Annotated in this window: 15 protein-coding genes; 9 read left to right on the top strand and 6 right to left on the bottom strand. The window is 61.0% G+C overall.

All coding sequences use genetic code 11. The annotated features are described in order from the left end of the window. The first annotated feature begins 115 nt into the window (after positions 1 to 115). Positions 116 to 784, top strand: coding sequence for a glutathione S-transferase family protein (locus OKW43_RS24790; protein ID WP_187633125.1), 669 nt, complete (start codon positions 116 to 118; stop codon positions 782 to 784). A gap of 762 nt (positions 785 to 1,546) precedes the next feature. On the opposite strand, the gene OKW43_RS24785 is transcribed toward OKW43_RS24790, so the two are convergent. Beyond that, complete coding sequence (locus OKW43_RS24785) at positions 1,547 to 2,425, bottom strand: MaoC/PaaZ C-terminal domain-containing protein (RefSeq protein ID WP_187633124.1); 879 nt, start codon at positions 2,423 to 2,425, stop codon at positions 1,547 to 1,549. Positions 2,426 to 2,468: 43 nt separating this feature from the next. After that, positions 2,469 to 3,374, bottom strand: a complete 906-nt coding sequence (locus OKW43_RS24780; RefSeq protein WP_187633216.1) for an SDR family NAD(P)-dependent oxidoreductase — start codon at positions 3,372 to 3,374, stop codon at positions 2,469 to 2,471. Positions 3,375 to 3,724: 350 nt separating this feature from the next. On the opposite strand from OKW43_RS24780, the gene OKW43_RS24775 reads away from it, so the two are divergent. The 3 genes from OKW43_RS24775 to OKW43_RS24765 all read left to right on the top strand — a co-directional run bounded on the left by OKW43_RS24775 (position 3,725) and on the right by OKW43_RS24765 (position 7,400). Next, positions 3,725 to 4,879: an acyl-CoA dehydrogenase family protein gene (locus tag OKW43_RS24775; RefSeq protein ID WP_187633123.1), complete on the top strand. Its 1,155-nt coding sequence runs from the start codon at positions 3,725 to 3,727 to the stop codon at positions 4,877 to 4,879. A gap of 855 nt (positions 4,880 to 5,734) precedes the next feature. Next, positions 5,735 to 6,604, top strand: coding sequence for an IclR family transcriptional regulator (locus OKW43_RS24770; RefSeq protein ID WP_184057186.1), 870 nt, complete (start codon positions 5,735 to 5,737; stop codon positions 6,602 to 6,604). Positions 6,605 to 6,611: 7 nt separating this feature from the next. Then, complete coding sequence (locus tag OKW43_RS24765) at positions 6,612 to 7,400, top strand: IclR family transcriptional regulator (protein WP_187633121.1); 789 nt, start codon at positions 6,612 to 6,614, stop codon at positions 7,398 to 7,400. 54 nt (positions 7,401 to 7,454) lie between these two features. On the opposite strand, the gene OKW43_RS24760 is transcribed toward OKW43_RS24765, so the two are convergent. Next, positions 7,455 to 8,387 carry an electron transfer flavoprotein subunit alpha/FixB family protein gene (locus OKW43_RS24760; RefSeq protein ID WP_187633120.1) on the bottom strand — a complete coding sequence of 311 codons (933 nt, stop codon included), beginning with the start codon at positions 8,385 to 8,387 and terminating at the stop codon, positions 7,455 to 7,457. A 13-nt stretch (positions 8,388 to 8,400) separates the two neighbouring features. Next, positions 8,401 to 9,150: an electron transfer flavoprotein subunit beta/FixA family protein gene (locus OKW43_RS24755; protein ID WP_187633119.1), complete on the bottom strand. Its 750-nt coding sequence runs from the start codon at positions 9,148 to 9,150 to the stop codon at positions 8,401 to 8,403. A 383-nt stretch (positions 9,151 to 9,533) separates the two neighbouring features. On the opposite strand from OKW43_RS24755, the gene OKW43_RS24750 reads away from it, so the two are divergent. From OKW43_RS24750 to OKW43_RS24730, 5 genes are all read left to right on the top strand, one after another. After that, positions 9,534 to 10,325: an SDR family oxidoreductase gene (locus tag OKW43_RS24750; RefSeq protein ID WP_187633118.1), complete on the top strand. Its 792-nt coding sequence runs from the start codon at positions 9,534 to 9,536 to the stop codon at positions 10,323 to 10,325. A gap of 9 nt (positions 10,326 to 10,334) precedes the next feature. Further along, positions 10,335 to 11,180 carry an enoyl-CoA hydratase/isomerase family protein gene (locus tag OKW43_RS24745; RefSeq protein ID WP_184057178.1) on the top strand — a complete coding sequence of 282 codons (846 nt, stop codon included), beginning with the start codon at positions 10,335 to 10,337 and terminating at the stop codon, positions 11,178 to 11,180. 13 nt (positions 11,181 to 11,193) lie between these two features. Beyond that, the gene (locus OKW43_RS24740) at positions 11,194 to 12,381 is read left to right on the top strand and encodes a CaiB/BaiF CoA transferase family protein (protein WP_246529961.1); all 1,188 of its coding nucleotides are present in this window, start codon (positions 11,194 to 11,196) and stop codon (positions 12,379 to 12,381) included. A gap of 125 nt (positions 12,382 to 12,506) precedes the next feature. Further along, the gene (locus OKW43_RS24735) at positions 12,507 to 13,337 is read left to right on the top strand and encodes an HpcH/HpaI aldolase/citrate lyase family protein (protein ID WP_187633117.1); all 831 of its coding nucleotides are present in this window, start codon (positions 12,507 to 12,509) and stop codon (positions 13,335 to 13,337) included. Between the two features lie 136 nt (positions 13,338 to 13,473). After that, complete coding sequence (locus tag OKW43_RS24730; protein WP_187633116.1) at positions 13,474 to 15,147, top strand: electron transfer flavoprotein-ubiquinone oxidoreductase; 1,674 nt, start codon at positions 13,474 to 13,476, stop codon at positions 15,145 to 15,147. 467 nt (positions 15,148 to 15,614) lie between these two features. Here OKW43_RS24730 and OKW43_RS24725 read toward each other — a convergent pair whose 3' ends face one another. Together OKW43_RS24725 and OKW43_RS24720 are read right to left on the bottom strand one after the other, a co-directional pair. Further along, positions 15,615 to 15,695: a hypothetical protein gene (locus tag OKW43_RS24725; RefSeq protein WP_376776324.1), complete on the bottom strand. Its 81-nt coding sequence runs from the start codon at positions 15,693 to 15,695 to the stop codon at positions 15,615 to 15,617. A 146-nt stretch (positions 15,696 to 15,841) separates the two neighbouring features. Then, the gene (locus tag OKW43_RS24720) at positions 15,842 to 17,002 is read right to left on the bottom strand and encodes an acyl-CoA dehydrogenase family protein (RefSeq protein ID WP_184057173.1); all 1,161 of its coding nucleotides are present in this window, start codon (positions 17,000 to 17,002) and stop codon (positions 15,842 to 15,844) included. Positions 17,003 to 17,008: the final 6 nt, after the last annotated feature.

Here is a 17,008-nt window from a genome sequence, read left to right as displayed (position 1 = left end):
GTCGACCCCTCCCGGCGCCAGGAGCGAGAAGGCCGGAGCTCAAACTCCGGCCAGCACGCCGTCCCTTTACATCCTCACGATGGGGAAACCGAGCTCCTGGAGGAGCAATACTGAAATGAACGCGCTGTCATTGGTTAGCCATCACCTGTGCCCTTTCGTCCAACGTGCCGCAATCGTGCTTGGGGAGAAAGGCATAGCATTTGATCGGATCAACGTTGATCTGTCAGAGAAACCCGAATGGTTTCTGAAAAAATCTCCAACCGGCAAGGTACCTCTTTTGATCGCGTCGCGCCCCGACGGTGGTGAGGCTGTTCTCTTCGAAACCACGGTGATATGCGAGTTCCTTGAAGAGTCGCAGGAAGGTACGCCGATGCACCCATCAAATGCCTTTGACCGCGCGCGCGATCGAGCATGGGCGGAGTACATCTCATCGATGTACGCGGACGTCTGGCTGATGCTCAACGCGAACGATATGGAAGTTTTCGAAAGCAAAAAAACCATATTCCGTGCAAAGATCCGTCAGATAGAGGGCGAAGTTTCCTCTGGACCGTATTTCAATGGCAAGTTTTTCAGCATGGTTGATGCTGCCATGGCCCCACTGAGTCGTTTTTTCGATTGTCTCCCTGCGGATCGTACGTCAGTATTTTTTGAATACGCTCCGAAGATTGAGAAGTGGCGACAAACGTTGAGGTCCCGACCCAGCGTTGCAGCAGCGGTGGGCGCCGACTACGCGGTCCGTTTTCGGGAACAGCTTTCCAGGCAACATGCGCTGATCCTGCAATAGGTGCGTGGCTCTCGCCAAAACGCCGCAGCGTTGATTCAGTCGTAGATTGCGGGGACGAACCGAAAAATCGGATGCGCCGTCATGAGCATGCAAGTTTGGCGCGACTGGAGCGGACGCCTGAGTGTCAGTCTGGACGCGATGCGGTGGGCCGTAGATGGCCGACTACGGCTCATGCGCTTTGCAGTGTGGCGGGGAGCATCGTAGCGCGGCGCCCAGCAGGGTGTGGCCGAGACCGACGATTCGCAACCGGCCGAGCGTTGTGACACATTTACTGTCGCAACAGTGACAGATTGAATGTGGTCTACGCCGGGCGGCGGACATTGCCACCGCACTGGATATGTCGCGACTGCCGGAGTTAGCGATTCCGGACCAGTTGTGGAAGGTGATTCAGGCGACGGAGGATCGGTTTTCGCTCGATACGCAAGCGTTGGCTGCTGAATGAGCTGACAAAGTGTCCTGGAAGGCTCGATGAGGTTCGCCAGGACAGTCTTGTCGAGCCGTCCCGGCGCCCTTCGGCTTTGCGATGACGATCCGGATCGAGGGGGCTCTCGAAATAGTCCGGTGAGGCATGCAGCCTTGATGCCAACTCGCGCTACGCAACGCGCGATGGACGCCGCGACGCAGATGGCTTCCTGTACAGTGAGACACAACGCCTCGCGCATCGACGATCGTCCTCGACCGCGCTTAGGCATGATCTATTAGAAGCATGGTTCGCCCATTGCTGCGTTTCGTCCTGGGGCGGCTTCCAGGCCACGCTCACGGTCAAAGTATTTCTGCTTCGCCGTTGTTAAGCACCACGACGTTGCGCTCCAACGCACGCGCTCGGAAGTGCAGGGGCTTTCCCGTACCGGCTGGCAACCACATTTCCACGCGAACCGTTTCTCCGGGGAATATCGGCGTGGAAAAACGCGCGTATAGCATCTTGAGTCTTGCCGCCTCGTATTCGCAAACGCTGCGGAGGATCGCATGACCGGCAATGCCATACATTGCGAGACCATGCAGAATGGGACGCTCGAAGCCTGCTGCGCGCGCAACTTCCGGGTCCACGTGGAGCGGATTCGGATCCCCGTTCAATCGATAAAGCAGCGCGGCATTGGGATAAACCGGCAAATCGCAGACGATGTCTGGCTCCGTTTCGGGCACGGCCGAAGGCGGAGAAAGAGGCGGGTCGCTTGGTTGCCCGCGAGCGGAAAACCCCCCGTCTCCGCGGCAAAAGTTCAACTGCTCGACCTTTGCCAGCAGTTGGCCGGTCTTCTTGTCGATGACGTCCCGCTCCATCAACACCTGCGCGCCTTTGCCTTCGCCTTTGTCGACGACCGCCTTGACGTGAGTCCGGCCGATGATCGTCGTGGCCGCAGGCAGGGGACGAAACAGTCGCACGCGTTGCTCGCCGTGCACGACCTTGACCCAGTCGATGCCGCTTTCAGGCTGCCTCATCCATTGACCAGGAAAGCCCAAAACGGCAGCCATGGTGGGAGCAACCGACAACTCGGGCCCATAAGTGAATCTGAGTGCGCGGCGGTCGAGCGGGGCGAACCCGAACCCCACGCTGAGCGCATACAGCGCACTATCGCGCTCGGTGTAGGTGTGTTCGACATCGCCGAACGGCCAGTTCTTCAAAGTCTGATAATCGATCGCCAACTCTGCCTCCGTTTCTTGATGCGACCAGTCCCAGGCGATCAGGTCAGATAGGGTCCCAGCTGAACACATCGCCGGAGCGATCCATCGGAACGAACGACGCCTTCAGTGACGGCATGCCGTGCTCGGCGATCGATTCCGGCGTCCAGCCGTCGCTGCGGTGCACCGAGCGGAGGGGGCGCGGCTGGCTCATCAGGAAAATCTCGTTGTTCCGCACGGTGAAGATCTGGCCGTTGACATCGCGGGAACCGTTGCTCGCCAGATACACAGCGAGCGGGGCAATTTTCGCCGGCGTCATCTGCTTGATCTTTTCGACGCGGGCCGCCTGTTCGGGCGTGTCGGTCGGAATCGAACTCACCATGCGGCTCCATGCGAACGGGGCGATGCAGTTCGATCGAACATTGAATTTGCCGAGGTCCAGCGCGATCGACTTCGAGAGCCCGGCAATGCCCATCTTCGCGGCGTTGTAATTGGCCTGCGCGAAGTTGCCGATCAGGCCCGAGGTGGACGTCATGTGCACGAAGGCGCCGCTCTCCTGATCCTTGAAATGCGGCGCGGCCGCGCGGCTTAGATTGAAGGTACCGTACAGATGGACCTTGAGCACCGCATCCCATTCTTCATCGGACATCTTGTGGAAGAAGCGGTCGCGCAGAATGCCGGCGTTGTTCACGATGCAGTCGATGCGGCCGAACGTGTCCAGCGCTTGCGTGACGATGCGCGTGCCGGCTCCGTTGTCCGCGACGCTGTCGGTGTTGGCGACCGCTTCACCGCCAGCCGCGCGAATTTCGGCTACGACGCGTTCGCCCGGCGAACTATCGTGTCCGGTGCCCTCGAGTGAGGCGCCGATGTCGTTGACGACCACACGTGCGCCATAGCGCGCCATCAGTAGCGCGATATCGCGACCGATGCCGCCACCCGCGCCCGTCACGATGACGACCTTGCCTTCCATCATGTTGTTGCCTGTCATGAGTGTCTCCATTCTGCTGGTGCATGCCGGCACAAGGTTGGATTAACCACGTCTGCCTGCGTGAACTTCGATGCGTTCGGGAATCCGATCAACCAGCGCTCAGAATGCGGGCCGCGGCCGAACGCTGTCAACGCGACGGGAAATGACATTCCGTACTTCGAAACACACGGGCTGTCATGGGCGCGGGATGAATAAGAAGAACACTAGGATGCATCCACTTGAAGGGCGTACTGGCTGATTCAAAGTACGGAACATCTCGACCAACGCCGTTGACGCTCGACTGTGCCGGCTCGCACGATGACTGCATGACGAAGTATCCGGAGAGACAAGGAACCATGATTCGCGATATCGAAACGATGAACGTACTGCGCGACAACATTGCACGCTTCGTACGTGAGCGTCTGATCCCCAATGAACAACGCGTGGCCGACACCGACGAAATTCCTCAAGACGTCGTCGACGATATGAAGACCATGGGCCTGTTCGGCCTGACGATCCCTGAGTCGTACGGCGGCCTCCAGCTAACGATGGAAGAAGAAGTGCTGGCGATGTTCGAGCTGGGCCGCGCATCGCCGGCGTTTCGCTCGCTGATTGGCACCACGGTCGGCATCGGCTCGCAGGGCATTCTCTTCGACGGCACCGAGGAGCAGAAGGCGCGGTATCTGCCGCGTTTGGCGACCGGCGAGATCATCGCTTCGTTTGCATTGACCGAGCCTGAGGCAGGTTCCGATGCCGCATCGGTGCGTACGACCGCGATTCGCGACGGCGATCACTACGTCGTCAACGGCACCAAACGCTACATCACCAACGCACCGCAGGCCGGCATCTTCACGCTGATGGCGCGCACCAACCCGGAAGACAAAGGGGCAGGCGGCATCTCGGCCTTCATCGTAGAAGCGGGCACGCCGGGCATGAGCTTCGGTAAGCGTGACAAGAAGATGGGGCAACGCGGCTCGCACACGTGCGACGTCATCTTCGAGAACTGCCGCGTCCCTGCGGAGAACCTGATCGGCGGCGTCGAAGGGAAGGGGTTCAAGACTGCGATGAAGGTATTGGACAAGGGTCGGATCCACATCGCGGCGATTTGCGTGGCCGTCGCACAGCGAATGCTCGACGACGCGTTGCTCTATGCGATCGAACGCAAGCAGTTCGGTCAGCCGATCGGCGAATTCCAGTTGGTGCAGGCCATGCTCGCGGATAGCCGGGCGGAACTCTACGCGTCGCGTTGCATGGTGCTTGACGCCGCGCGCCGCCGCGATGACGGGCAAAGCGTGAGCACCGAGGCGTCGTGCGCGAAGCTGTTCGCCTCTGAAATGTGCGGACGCGTTGCGGACCGTGCAGTTCAGATTCACGGTGGCGCGGGTTACATGAGCGAGTACGGGATTGAACGGTTTTATCGGGACGTACGCCTGTTCCGGATTTTCGAGGGCACCACCCAGGTTCAGCAACTGGTCATTGCCCGCAACATGCTGCGCGAAGCGAAGGCGTAGTCGACGAGGCGAGCGAAGAGCGGCACGATAAGGCTAGGAGGCACAAATGGACACGGCGCGGAACTCATTGCGCGATGCAGTGGAACGATGGTTGACCCCGAATAGAGCGATCCCGTTTCGTGTGCGCTCGTTTCGGCGTACCGAATGCAAACGATGTGTGAAGATCGAAGCCCGGGTGCCGACGGGACAGGTCGCGATCTGCTTCTTTCAACACGACGATGGAGCGTGGCAAGTCTTCCCGCCGTTTCCGCGCCGCGTGACGATGCGCGTCGCGTAGTCGGTGCGGCTGGCGCCGGAGAAATGACGGCGCCAGCCGCTCCATGTTCGGCGCAGCGAGATTGTCACCGCGCCATGAAAGCGAATGGACGCTCGTGCATTTGCCAAAGATTCATGTCACGAAGACCTGCACGATAACTCGTGACTCGTTGGCATGCTATTCATCGGTTTCTTCAGGTACCCACTGACCAAAGCCCATTGATTGCCCCGGTAGGCGAATCGACGATGCGAGTCCGAGATCGCTTAAACGCGCGTCGTCGGTGGGCGAGGCGATCGAACACCAATACGGGTGTCGCGTTCCGTACTGTGGGTGCCAGTTGCCAACCGATCCCCACCCGCTTTTCGGCCTAACTCAAGGGTTTTCCTGCATAGTTGCCATATCTTCATTAGAATATTCATTTCAAAGTACGGAACGCGATGCCCGTTTGGTTGACGCCGCCGAGGCGAGATCCTGTAATTCATGACATCGGACACATAAGAAGGTTGAGGGGCGGATCAGGTATCAAATGCCAGCGCCATCGATCCGAGTGAGCAGATCATTGCCGTGTCGAAGGCCACGTAACACAAACGGAGCGATCGATGTCGTCGCAAGCAAAGCAGGATATTTCGTCCCTTTCCGGGCGGGAAGTCGCCCGCTGGGAAGCGGTATCGATCGAAGGCGGCAAAGTTGGGGAAAGAGGACGCAGCGAGCGGACGATGATTGTGCCGCTTGCCCGAAGTCTCGCGATCCTGGAGGCATTTACGCCACAGGAGCCGTGGCTCGGAAATCAGGAGCTCGTGCACGAGACAGGCATTCCCGCGCCGACGGTTTCGCGCATGCTCCGCTCTCTCGTCGCGCTAGGTTACTTGCGCTATTCACCGGAGCATCGAAAGTACCGGCTTGCGGCGCCGGTTTTGTCACTGGGTTATGCGGCCATCGCACACTCGAATGTTCAGCTTCTTGCACGGCTCGAAATGCAGTCATTCGCAAACGCGAGCGAGACGTACGTCGTGCTGGGCACGCGCGATCGTCTCGACGTGATCGTGCTCGAAACCTGTGCGAGCAAACCGGCGTCCCTGGATCTCAAGCTGGGCGCAGGCACGCGTCTGCGCATTGCGTCGTCGCCAATGGGCTGGGCGTTGCTTGCTGCTCTGCCGGAACTTGAGCGCTTTTATCTGCTCGGCAACGTGGAAAGGAAAGCCGGACGGGACTGGCCTCATCTGCGACGGCGGATCAGTGAAGGAATCTCGCAGGTGCACAACGTCGGCTATTGCATGTCGCTCGGCGAATGGGAGCCGGATCTGACAATTCTGGCCGCGCCGTTGATCATTCAGGACCATACGCCGCTCGTGCTTGCGTGTATTGGCAGGAGCGTCAAGCTCGGGCGTGCTCGCGTCGAGCGGGAACTGGGCCCTCGGCTGGTTGCCGCGGCTCAATCTCTGCAGGAACAAGCGGTTTTGATGGACTGAGGCGAACATGACTACTACGGACGCGCAAAGAAACATCACGTTGACCGTCGAACGCGGACTCGAGGTGCTGTGCGCCTTCCGCGCCGCGCGTTCGCCGCTGTCCAACGCCGAACTGGTCCGACGCACCGGACTTCCGAAGGCGACCGTGTCTCGCTTGACGACGACGCTGATCTCGGTCGGATATCTTCGCAGGGTAGGCGGCGGACGTCAGTTTGAATTGAGCGCGGGCGCTTTGAGCATCGGCCATGCTTATCTGGAGGCGAATCCGATGACGCGCATCGTCAATCCGGTCATGCAGAAGTTGGCCGACAAGCTGGATTTGTCCGTCGCGCTGGCCATTCCGCACCATCTCGACATGCTGTATATCGGATGGCGCGCGAGCGGCAAGATCGCGACGCTGCGGCTGGGTGTCGGATCGCTGCTCCCGATAGAAACGACGGCGGTCGGCCGTGCCTACCTGTATGCGCTCCCGCAGGCTGAGCGTGAACCGCTCATCGCGGAACTGTTGGAGGCGGCCGGCGACCACGCGGATGTTGTCCGCAAGAATCTCGACACCGCATTCGACGATCTCCGGGAATCAGGAGTGTGCATGGCGGTCGGCGAGTACCAGCGAAACGCGTACGGGATCGCGCTTCCGTTGGTGATCGGACGATCGCATACCTTGATGACACTGAACTGCGGGGCGGTGGAATTGGTTCCGGACATGATGGCGATTCGGAAACGAGTCATTCCGGAATTGAAGTCCGCCGCCGTCAGGCTGACCGAACTTCTTGTGGACGTCGACTGCGAGCCCTGATATCGGAGCTAAATTGTTTGCAATAAGGGTCCGGTCGTAGGGTTGCTTACGCCTTTATAGCGCTGCTGTCAGTTCCGGTACGAGCGTGAACAGGTCGCCGACGAGGCCGTAATCGGCGACGCTGAAAATCGGCGCTTCCGGATCCTTGTTGATCGCGACGATGACCTTCGAGTCCTTCATGCCGGCCAGATGCTGGATCGCACCCGAGATGCCGACCGCGACATACAGTTGCGGCGCAACGATCTTGCCTGTCTGGCCGACCTGATAGTCGTTCGGCACGAAGCCCGCATCGACGGCCGCGCGCGATGCGCCGAGCGCCGCGCCGAGCTTGTCCGCGAGAGGTTCCAGAACCTTCGTGTAGTTCTCGCCATTGCCCAGACCACGGCCACCGGAGACGATGACCTTCGCGCTCGTCAGTTCCGGACGATCGAGCTTCGTCACTTCGCGGCTGACAAACTGCGAGATGCCCGCGTCGGCTGCCGCCTCGATCTTCTCGACTGCTGCGCTGCCGCCAACGGCGGCGACTGCGTCGAAGCCGGTCGAGCGCACGGTGATGACCTTGACCGGATCCTGAGACTGAACCGTCGCGATCGCGTTGCCCGCATAGATCGGGCGTTCGAACGTGTCGGCGCTATCCACTGCTGTGATGTCGCTGATCTGCGCGACGTCGAGCTTCGCGGCGATACGCGGCGCGATGTTCTTGCCGTACCCAGTGGCCGGCGCGAGGATGTGCGTGTAGTTCTTCGCGATGTCCAGCACGGTCGCTTCGACGTTTTCCGCGAGGCCCGCGGCGAGTTGCGGCGCGTCGGCGAGCAGCACTTTGGAAACGCTGGCGATCTTCGCTGCCGCATCGGCCGCAGCCTGCGCGTTGTGACCCGCGACCAGCACGTGAATGTCACCGCCGATCTTCTGTGCCGCCGCGATCGTGTTCAGCGTCGCGGCCTTGATCGACGCGTTGTCGTGTTCTGCAATTACCAGGTTCGTCATATCTCGTGTCTCCTCACAGCACCTTCGCTTCGGTCTTCAGCTTCTCGACCAGCGTCTTCACGTCCGGCACCTTCGCACCGGCGGAGCGTTTTGGCGGCTCGGCGACCTTCAGCGTCTTCAGACGCGGCGTGACATCGACGCCGAGCTCTTCGGGCTTGAGCGTTTCCAGCGGCTTCTTTTTCGCCTTCATGATGTTCGGCAACGTCACGTAGCGCGGCTCGTTCAGGCGCAGATCGGTCGTCACCACGGCGGGCAGCGTCAGCGACAGCGTTTCGGCACCGCCATCGACTTCGCGCGACACCGTCGCTTTACCGTCGGCAACCACCACCTTCGACGCGAACGTCGCCTGCGGCAGGTTCGCGAGCGCCGCGAGCATCTGTCCGGTCTGGTTCGAATCGTCGTCGATGGCCTGTTTGCCGAGAATGACCAGCGACGGCTGTTCTTTGTCGACTAGCGCCTTCAGCACCTTGGCAACCGCCAGCGGTTCCAAGCCAGCATTCGCCTCGACGAAAATCGCACGGTCTGCGCCAATTGCCAGCGCCGTGCGCAGCGTTTCCTGAGCCTGCGTGACACCGATCGATACGGTAATCACCTCCGTCGCTACGCCCGCTTCCTTCAGTCGCACTGCCTCTTCCACCGCGATTTCATCGAACGGATTCATCGACATCTTTACGTTTGCAATGTCGACACCCGTGCCGTCCGACTTCACGCCGACCTTCACATTCGCGTCGACCACGCGCTTGACAGGGACCAATACTTTCACTCTGTGCCTCCTTTGTGTCCAACACTCCGCTTTCAATTTTGCGGACCTTGAATCGTACCTGTTTTGCTTCAGCGACAAATCGTCTAGCCGCGCGTGAGCCGCCATACGTGCCTCGGGATCAACAGTGTCGGTCGACGGGTTGGCGCGTCAATATCGCCCGATCAATGATTCCGTACTTCAAAAACCGCACGGTGCCTGCTTATCCACCTCGGTAAGCCCAGTTTTCGCGGTTGAGATAATGCGGCGTGCCGCCCGCATTTCGACGGACGGAACAACGTCGACGCCCGCATTGACGTCTCCATGTGCAGCGGACACGATTGACCTGCATCTCGACCGCGCTCGAAGCACGGCATGCGGCCCCCCGGTGTTCAGGCAGGCGATCTATGAAACTGGATCTTGAAGGGCGATCAGTCCTCGTTACCGGTGCTTCGCAAGGAATCGGAGCCGGCATTGCGAAGGCCTTCGCACGAGAGGGCTGCCGCTTGTGCCTCGTGGCCCGCTGCGCTGAAAAACTGGAATTGGTGGCGCAAGAGATTGTGTCGAGCTGGGACGTTGACGTCGATGTGCTCGCGATCGACATGACCGGGCAAGGCGCAATTGCGCGAGTGGCCGAATTTGCACGAGGCGTCGACGTGCTGATCAACAACGCGGGAAGCATCCCGGCGGGCACGCTTTGGGATGTCGACGAGGCGCAGTGGCGTAGCGGCTGGGAGCTGAAAGTATTCGGCTACATCAACCTCATCCGCGCGCTTTATCCGGAAATGGCCGCGCGTCGCCGCGGTGTGATTCTGAACAACATCGGCAACGGTGGAGAGAATTTCGATTTCAACTACATCGCCGGTTCGACTGGTAATGCGGCGCTGATGGCATTCACGCGCGCGCTGGGGGGCCGTAGCCTCGCGGACGACGGCGTTCGCGTAGTCGGCGTGAATCCGGGCCCAGTGGAAACCGAGCGCATCAGGAAGGTGCTGAAGGGCCACGCGCAACGTGAGCTCGGCGACGAATCGCGCTTCGTCGAATTACTCAAGGGTTATCCGCTCGGCCGTGCAGCGACCGTCGACGAGATTGCGGAGCTCTTCGTTTTCCTGGCGTCCAGTAAGTCGAGCTACACATCGGGAACGATCGTCACGGTGGATGGCGGCATCACGTCGCGCCGATCGGTGAGTCAAACATAAGGAGGAAGTATGTCTGAGAGCAACAAGGAGACGTCCACGTACGGCTCTTATTCGAGTCTTGCGTTCGATCGTCCCGAGAGCGGGGTCCTGCGTATCACGCTGAATCGCCCGGAGCGGCTCAACGCGCTCGACGCACGCGGGCACGATGAACTGGCTCGGGTGTGGCGCGACGTCGATGAGGATGCGAGCGTCGGCGCCGTGATCCTATGCGGCGCGGGGAAATCGTTCTCCGCCGGCGGCGACTTCGACATGGTGGAAGAAATGATCGATTCGTTCGACGCACGCGTGCGCGTGTGGCGCGAATCCAAGGATCTCGTCTACAACATCATCAACTGCTCGAAGCCGATCGTGTCCGCGATTCACGGCTCGGCGGTCGGCGCCGGTCTTGTCGCCGCGCTGCTTGCGGACATCTCGGTCGCGGGCCGCTCGGCACGCCTCGTCGACGGACATACGCGACTGGGCGTGGCCGCAGGCGATCACGCGGCGATTATCTGGCCGTTGCTCTGCGGCATGGCGAAGGCCAAATATCACCTCATGCTCTGTGAACCCGTGAGCGGCGAGAAGGCGGAGCAAATCGGGCTTGTATCGGTCGCGGTGGACGACGCGGACGTGCAGGAGATGGCGCTGTCGATCGCGACGCGGCTCGTGAGCGGCGCGCCTTCGGCAACCCGCTGGACCAAGTACGCGCTCAATAACTGGCTGCGTCAGGCGGGGCCGATTTTCGATGCGTCCCTCGCGCTTGAAATGCTTGGCTTCGGGGGCGCCGAGGTGTGCGAAGGTGTGAAGTCGTTCCGCGAGAAGCGTGTGCCCGAATTTCCCGTGGATACGCCGGTTTCCCCGGCGCGCTGTGCATAAGAAAGGATAACGAATGATGGCGAAGGTTCTGGAAGGCATTCGTGTTCTCGATTTCGGGCGCTATATCGCCGGCCCGTTCTGCGCGGCCCTGCTTGGGGATTTCGGCGCTGACGTGATCCGGATAGACCGGATCGGCGGCAGCGAGGATCGCTTCGTGATGCCGGTGACCGAGGGCGGCGAAGGGGCAGTCTTTCTGCAGTCGAATCGAAACAAGCGCTCGTTGACGCTAGATATCGATTGCCCACAGGGACGAGAGGTCGCGCAGCGGCTGATTCGCACCGCGGACGTGGTTGTCGCGAACATGCCGCCGAAGACGCTGGCGAACCTTGGCCTCGATTACGAATCCTTGTGTGCGGTCAAGCCGGATATCGTCCTGACGGCGTCGTCCGCATTCGGAACGCACGCGGATGCGGCGCATCGAGTCGGATTCGACGGGGTGGGGCAAGCAATGAGCGGCGCGGTGTATCTGTCAGGCATGCCCAACAACCCGGCGAAAGCGATGGTGCCGGTGGTGGACTTCGCGACCGCCATGTCATGTGCGCTCGGTACGGTCATGGCGCTGTACGAGCGTCGCAAGAGCGGCAAGGGGCAGGTCGTGGAAGGCTCGCTGCTGCAGACGGCATTAACCTTCGCGAGCGGCGTACTAATCGAGGAATCGGTTTTGAGCCTCGATAGGCAAGCAACCGGCAATCGCAGCCCAAGCTATGGGCCATCGGATATCTTCCGTACCGCGGATGGCTGGATCATCGCGCAAGTGATCGGACAATCGTCGTTCAAGCGATGGGCGCACATGGTCGGCGCCCCCGAACTGATCGACGATCCGCGCTTCAGTGACGATGTGAGCCGTGGTGAGAACGGGCAGATATTGAGCGAGATGATGTCGCAGTGGTGCGCGGCACGCAACCGCGCGGAGGCGCTCGACGCGCTGGAGAAGGCCAAGATTCCGGCCGGCCCGGTCTATTCGCCGCGCGAAGCACTCGACGATCCGGTGGTCCGAGCATCGAAGGCATTCGACTGGGTCGATTATCCGGGGCTTTCGCGTTCCGCGCCGATCGTGTTGTCGCCCACCACTTTGTCGCGCACGCCGCCAACGATCGAATCGCGTCCGCCGACGATCGGTGAGCACACGACCGAGGTTCTGCGCGAGGTCGGCTACAGCGATTCGGAGATCGCTGCGCTTCGCGACCTGGGCGTGGCGTAAGCCGATGCGACGAGTGGCGCCGAACATCGCGGCGGCCGCGGCCTGTCGGCGAGCCGTCTTCGCTCGGCGTGCCTCGGTGCATTCCTGCGACCAACTGAACAACCGACGTGCAGCAGGAATTCAAAATGTCGCTTAACTCACCATTTCCGGCGCAGTCTTATCTGTTCGTGCCGGGCAGCCGGCCGGACCGCTTTCAGAGCGCCCTGACGAGCGGCGCCGATGCCGTCATCGTCGATCTGGAAGACGCGGTCGAGCCCGCGGCAAAGGACTCGGCCCGCGCGTCGGTCGCCGCATGGCTGTCGCGCAGCCGTCCTGTGCTACTGCGAATCAATGGCTGGGGTACGCCCTGGTTCGAAGCAGACGCAAAGCTGGCGTCGCTGGATGGCGTGGCGGGCATCGTGCTTCCAAAGACAGAGCACGCGTCCGACGTGATCAACCTGGTTTCGTTGGCGCGACGCAGGCTACCCGTTTTTCCGCTCATCGAAACGGCTGTCGGCATGTTGTCGGCTATGGAAATTGCCAAGGCGCCCGGCGTGGAACGGCTGATGTTCGGCACGCTCGATTTCATTGCCGAAATGGGCATGCAGGAAGATCGCGAGGCGTTGAATCCGTATCGCGCACAGCTTGCATTGATCTCGCGCGTTGCGGGGCTGGAGCAACCGGTCGACGGCGTCACGCCCGACATCAACGACGCCGAGCGATTGATCGCCGATGCCACGAACGGAAAGAGAATTGGTTTCGGTGCGAAGCTGTGCATTCATCCGAAGCAGATCGCGGCCGTCCATGCGTGTTATCGACCCGATGAACAGCAACTCGCGTGGGCGAAGCGTGTCGTGGAGGCGATGGCGCAATCGGGCCCCGGCGCGATCACTGTAGACGGAAAAATGGTCGATCGACCGGTCTTGTTGCGCGCCCAACGACTGCTTGCGTCGGCTGCGGGCTCGCTGCAGGCGTAATCCGCTCAGGCGCGCGCGCTTTTAAACGCGGATTTGCCACTATCAACACAGTGAAAAATGGCCAGCCGTCATGACGCGGCCGGTTTCCCAACGGGACCGGAGTCTGTCGCATTCTCACATTTCTCGAAATCAGCATATGTCTCACCCCAGCATCATTGAGCAGTACGGCCCGCGCGAGTCGATGGAATATGACGTCGTCATCGTCGGCGGCGGCCCTGCGGGCCTGTCGGCGGCCATTCGCCTGAAGCAGCGCGCCGCCGAACAAGGCGCTGACATTGGCGTGTGCGTACTCGAAAAAGGCTCGGAGATCGGGGCGCATATCCTGTCGGGCGCCGTGATGGACCCGCGCGCGATCACCGAACTGATCCCGGACTGGAAAGAAAAAGGCGCGCCGCTGACGGTCGACGTGACCGAGGACCGCTTCCTGTTCCTCTCGGCGACGGGCGCGAAGAGCGTGCCGGCCTGGGCGCTGCCGGACAACTTCAAGAACCACGGCAACTATGTGATCAGCCTCGCGAACGTGACGCGCTGGCTGGGCCAGCAGGCCGAGGCGCTCGGCGTGGAAATCTTCCCGGGCTTTCCGGCGGCCGAAGTGCTGTACAACGAAGACGGGTCGGTCAAGGGGGTCGCGACCGGCAACCTCGGCATCGGCAAAGACGGCCAGCCGACCGAGAACTTCCAGCTCGGCATGGAACTGCACGCGAAGTACACACTGTTCTGCGAAGGCGCGCGCGGCCACCTCGGCCGTCAATTGAACGATAAATTCAAGCTGCGCGACGGCGCCGATCCGCAGGTCTATGGCCTCGGCATCAAGGAGTTGTGGGAAATCGATCCCGCGAAGCACAAGCCGGGTCTGGTGATGCACACCGCCGGCTGGCCGCTCGAAAACGACACGTACGGCGGCTCGTTCCTCTATCACATGGACAACAACCAGGTCGTGGTGGGCTTCGTGGTCGGCCTCGGCTACTCGAATCCGTATCTGTCGCCATTCGAGGAATTCCAGCGCTACAAGACGCATCCGGCGATCCGCGCGATTCTCGAAGGCGGCAAGCGCGTGTCGTACGGCGCGCGCGCGATCACCGCGGGCGGCCTGATGTCGCTGCCGAAGCTGGTGTTCCCGGGCGGTGCGCTGGTGGGTGACGATGCGGGCTTCCTGAACGCGTCGCGGATCAAGGGCTCGCACGCCGCGATCAAGACCGGCATGCTCGCGGCCGACGCCGCGTTCGACGCCGTGCAGGCCGGCCGTCAGTCGGACGAACTGACCGCCTACCCGGAAGCGTTCAAGACGTCGTGGCTCTACACCGAGCTGTATCGCGCGCGCAATTTCAAGCAGTGGATGAGCAAGGGTCTGTACCTCGGCACGCTGATGGTCGGTCTCGAACAGAAGCTGCTCGGTGGCAACGTGCCGTGGACGCTCCATCACCAGCATTGGGATCACGAAATGCTGAAGCCGGCTTCTCAGTGCAAGCCGATCACCTATCCGAAACCGGACGGCAAGCTGACGTTCGACCGGTTGTCTTCGGTGTTCATCTCGAACACGAACCACGAAGAAAACCAGCCGGCGCACCTGACGCTGAAGGATCCGACCGTGCCGGTCAACGTGAACTGGCAGACCTATGCGGGACCGGAGTCGCGCTATTGCCCGGCCGCAGTGTACGAGTTCGTGAAGAACGACGATGGCAGCGAGCGGCTCGTCATCAACGCGCAGAACTGCGTGCATTGCAAGACGTGCGACATCAAGGATCCGACGCAGAACATCGTATGGGTCACGCCGGAAGGCGGTGGCGGTCCGAACTATCCGAATATGTAATGCGGTGGGCGCCGCGTCTTCGCGGCGCTTTTCGTCTTTAAGTGTTTGCGCCGCTGTGAGTGGGTAGACGTAGAAATGAGGTTTGCTGAGGCGGCACCGAGTCCAATGGACAGCCATGCAGTGACGCAGCCCGCTTCTTCCGCGCTTCCCCGACCATCGGAGAGGCATAAGCCAGTCAATGCTACACGACGCCCCAGTTGCGCAGCCCGGCAATGCGACTCTCGTCATGCCCAACCCGTGCAGGATCGCATTGGTTTGTTCAGCGAGCGCCGCGCTGGCGCATCTCCGGCTCATTCCGAGCCGTCAATCGTGGCGGATCGAGGGCCGGCACGCGCGCGCAGTTGATCGTGTTCCAGGCAGCGCGCATGTCGTTCACCCGAGCGTTCGCGATACCAGCCTCTTTCAGACGCACAACGACCTCTCCGCGCTCAACTTGGAGACGGCAGTATGGCAGTATGGATCACCGATTAGGGTCGCTGCATTGCGCCGGGCGGGAGATTCCGCACGAGAACGTCCGCCTGCGCGAGCAACTGAAGAACGATGTTCACTGCGTCGGGCTGTTTGACGTCGAGCGTCAGACTCTCCTGCAAACGATTGGCCCATACCAAGTGGACGCAAGGCTCGACACGCGTTCAACCCAATCGCGCACGAAGTCGCCGGTGATACCTGAAAGGGGACCCATGATGCTTCTCCGTCAGAACGAACGCGGCAAGTCGAGGACGTGTTCCGCCACGTACGACAGAATCAGGTTCGTTGAGATAGGCGCAACCTGATAGAGGCGCGTCTCGCGGAACTTGCGTTCGACGTCGTATTCGCACGCGAAGCCGAAGCCGCCGTGGAACTGCAGACAGGCGTTGGCCGCTTCCCACGATGCATCAGCTGCGAGCAGTTTCGCCATGTTGGCCTGCGTACCGCAAGACTCGTGCGCGTCGTAGCGCCGGGCGGCTTCGAAACGCATTAGGTTCGCTGCCTCGACGTTGACGTAGGCGCGCGCAATTGGAAACTGCACGCCCTGATTCTGGCCGATCGGCCGGCCGAACACGACGCGGTCCTTCACATATTGCGAGACCTTGTCGATGAACCAATAGCCGTCGCCGATACATTCCGCAGCGATCAGCGTGCGTTCCGCGTTCAGACCGTCAAGAATGTACTTGAATCCTTTGCCTTCTTCACCGATCAGGTTTTCCGCCGGGATCTCGAGATTGTCAAAGAACAGTTCATTCGTTTCGTGGTTCACCATGTTCGGAATCGGACGAATGGTGAGCCCTTTGCCAACCGCCTCATGAAGATCGACGAGAAAGATCGACATGCCTTCGCTCTTCTTCTTGACGTCGGCGAGGGGTGTGGTGCGCGCGAGCAGGATCATCATGTCCGAGTGCAGCACGCGCGAGATCCATACCTTCTGTCCGTTGATCACGTAGCGGTCGCCTTTGCGCACCGCCGTCGTCTTGATCTTCGTCGTATCGGTGCCGGTTGTTGGTTCCGTTACGCCCATCGATTGCAGGCGCAACTCGCCCGATGCGATGCGCGGCAGATAGCGCTCCTTCTGCGCGTCCGAGCCGTGGCGTAGCAGCGTGCCCATGTTGTACATCTGTCCGTGGCACGCGCCGGAATTGCCGCCTGAACGGTTGATCTCCTCCATGATGATCGACGCCTCGGTGAGCCCAAGGCCCGAACCGCCATATTCCTGCGGAATCAGCGCCGCGAGCCAGCCGGCCTTCGTCAGCGCGTCAACGAAGGCTTCAGGATAGCCGCGCTCTTCGTCGACCTTGCGGAAGTACTCCGCCGGAAACTGGCTGCACAGGTCGCGAACGGCTTCGCGAAGGTCTTGATATTGATCGGTTGCATGATTCATCGAGTG

It is taken from the genome of Paraburkholderia sp. WC7.3g (assembly GCF_050436345.1).
Taxonomy (GTDB): domain Bacteria; phylum Pseudomonadota; class Gammaproteobacteria; order Burkholderiales; family Burkholderiaceae; genus Paraburkholderia; species Paraburkholderia podalyriae.
Note: the sequence above shows the minus strand (reverse complement) of the source record. Positions and strands in the feature narration are given on the sequence as shown.

Bases quoted from the DNA above. Each gene is read 5' to 3' on its own strand.
- OKW43_RS24790 (WP_187633125.1), top strand. From the start codon at position 116: ATGAACGCGCTGTCATTGGTTAGCCATCACCTGTGCCCTTTCGTCCAA.
- OKW43_RS24780 (WP_187633216.1), bottom strand. From the start codon at position 3,374: ATGATGGAAGGCAAGGTCGTCATCGTGACGGGCGCGGGTGGCGGCATC.
- OKW43_RS24775 (WP_187633123.1), top strand. From the start codon at position 3,725: ATGATTCGCGATATCGAAACGATGAACGTACTGCGCGACAACATTGCA.
- OKW43_RS24770 (WP_184057186.1), top strand. From the start codon at position 5,735: ATGTCGTCGCAAGCAAAGCAGGATATTTCGTCCCTTTCCGGGCGGGAA.
- OKW43_RS24765 (WP_187633121.1), top strand. From the start codon at position 6,612: ATGACTACTACGGACGCGCAAAGAAACATCACGTTGACCGTCGAACGC.
- OKW43_RS24760 (WP_187633120.1), bottom strand. From the start codon at position 8,387: ATGACGAACCTGGTAATTGCAGAACACGACAACGCGTCGATCAAGGCC.
- OKW43_RS24750 (WP_187633118.1), top strand. From the start codon at position 9,534: ATGAAACTGGATCTTGAAGGGCGATCAGTCCTCGTTACCGGTGCTTCG.
- OKW43_RS24745 (WP_184057178.1), top strand. From the start codon at position 10,335: ATGTCTGAGAGCAACAAGGAGACGTCCACGTACGGCTCTTATTCGAGT.
- OKW43_RS24740 (WP_246529961.1), top strand. From the start codon at position 11,194: ATGATGGCGAAGGTTCTGGAAGGCATTCGTGTTCTCGATTTCGGGCGC.
- OKW43_RS24735 (WP_187633117.1), top strand. From the start codon at position 12,507: ATGTCGCTTAACTCACCATTTCCGGCGCAGTCTTATCTGTTCGTGCCG.
- OKW43_RS24730 (WP_187633116.1), top strand. From the start codon at position 13,474: ATGTCTCACCCCAGCATCATTGAGCAGTACGGCCCGCGCGAGTCGATG.
- OKW43_RS24720 (WP_184057173.1), bottom strand. From the start codon at position 17,002: ATGAATCATGCAACCGATCAATATCAAGACCTTCGCGAAGCCGTTCGC.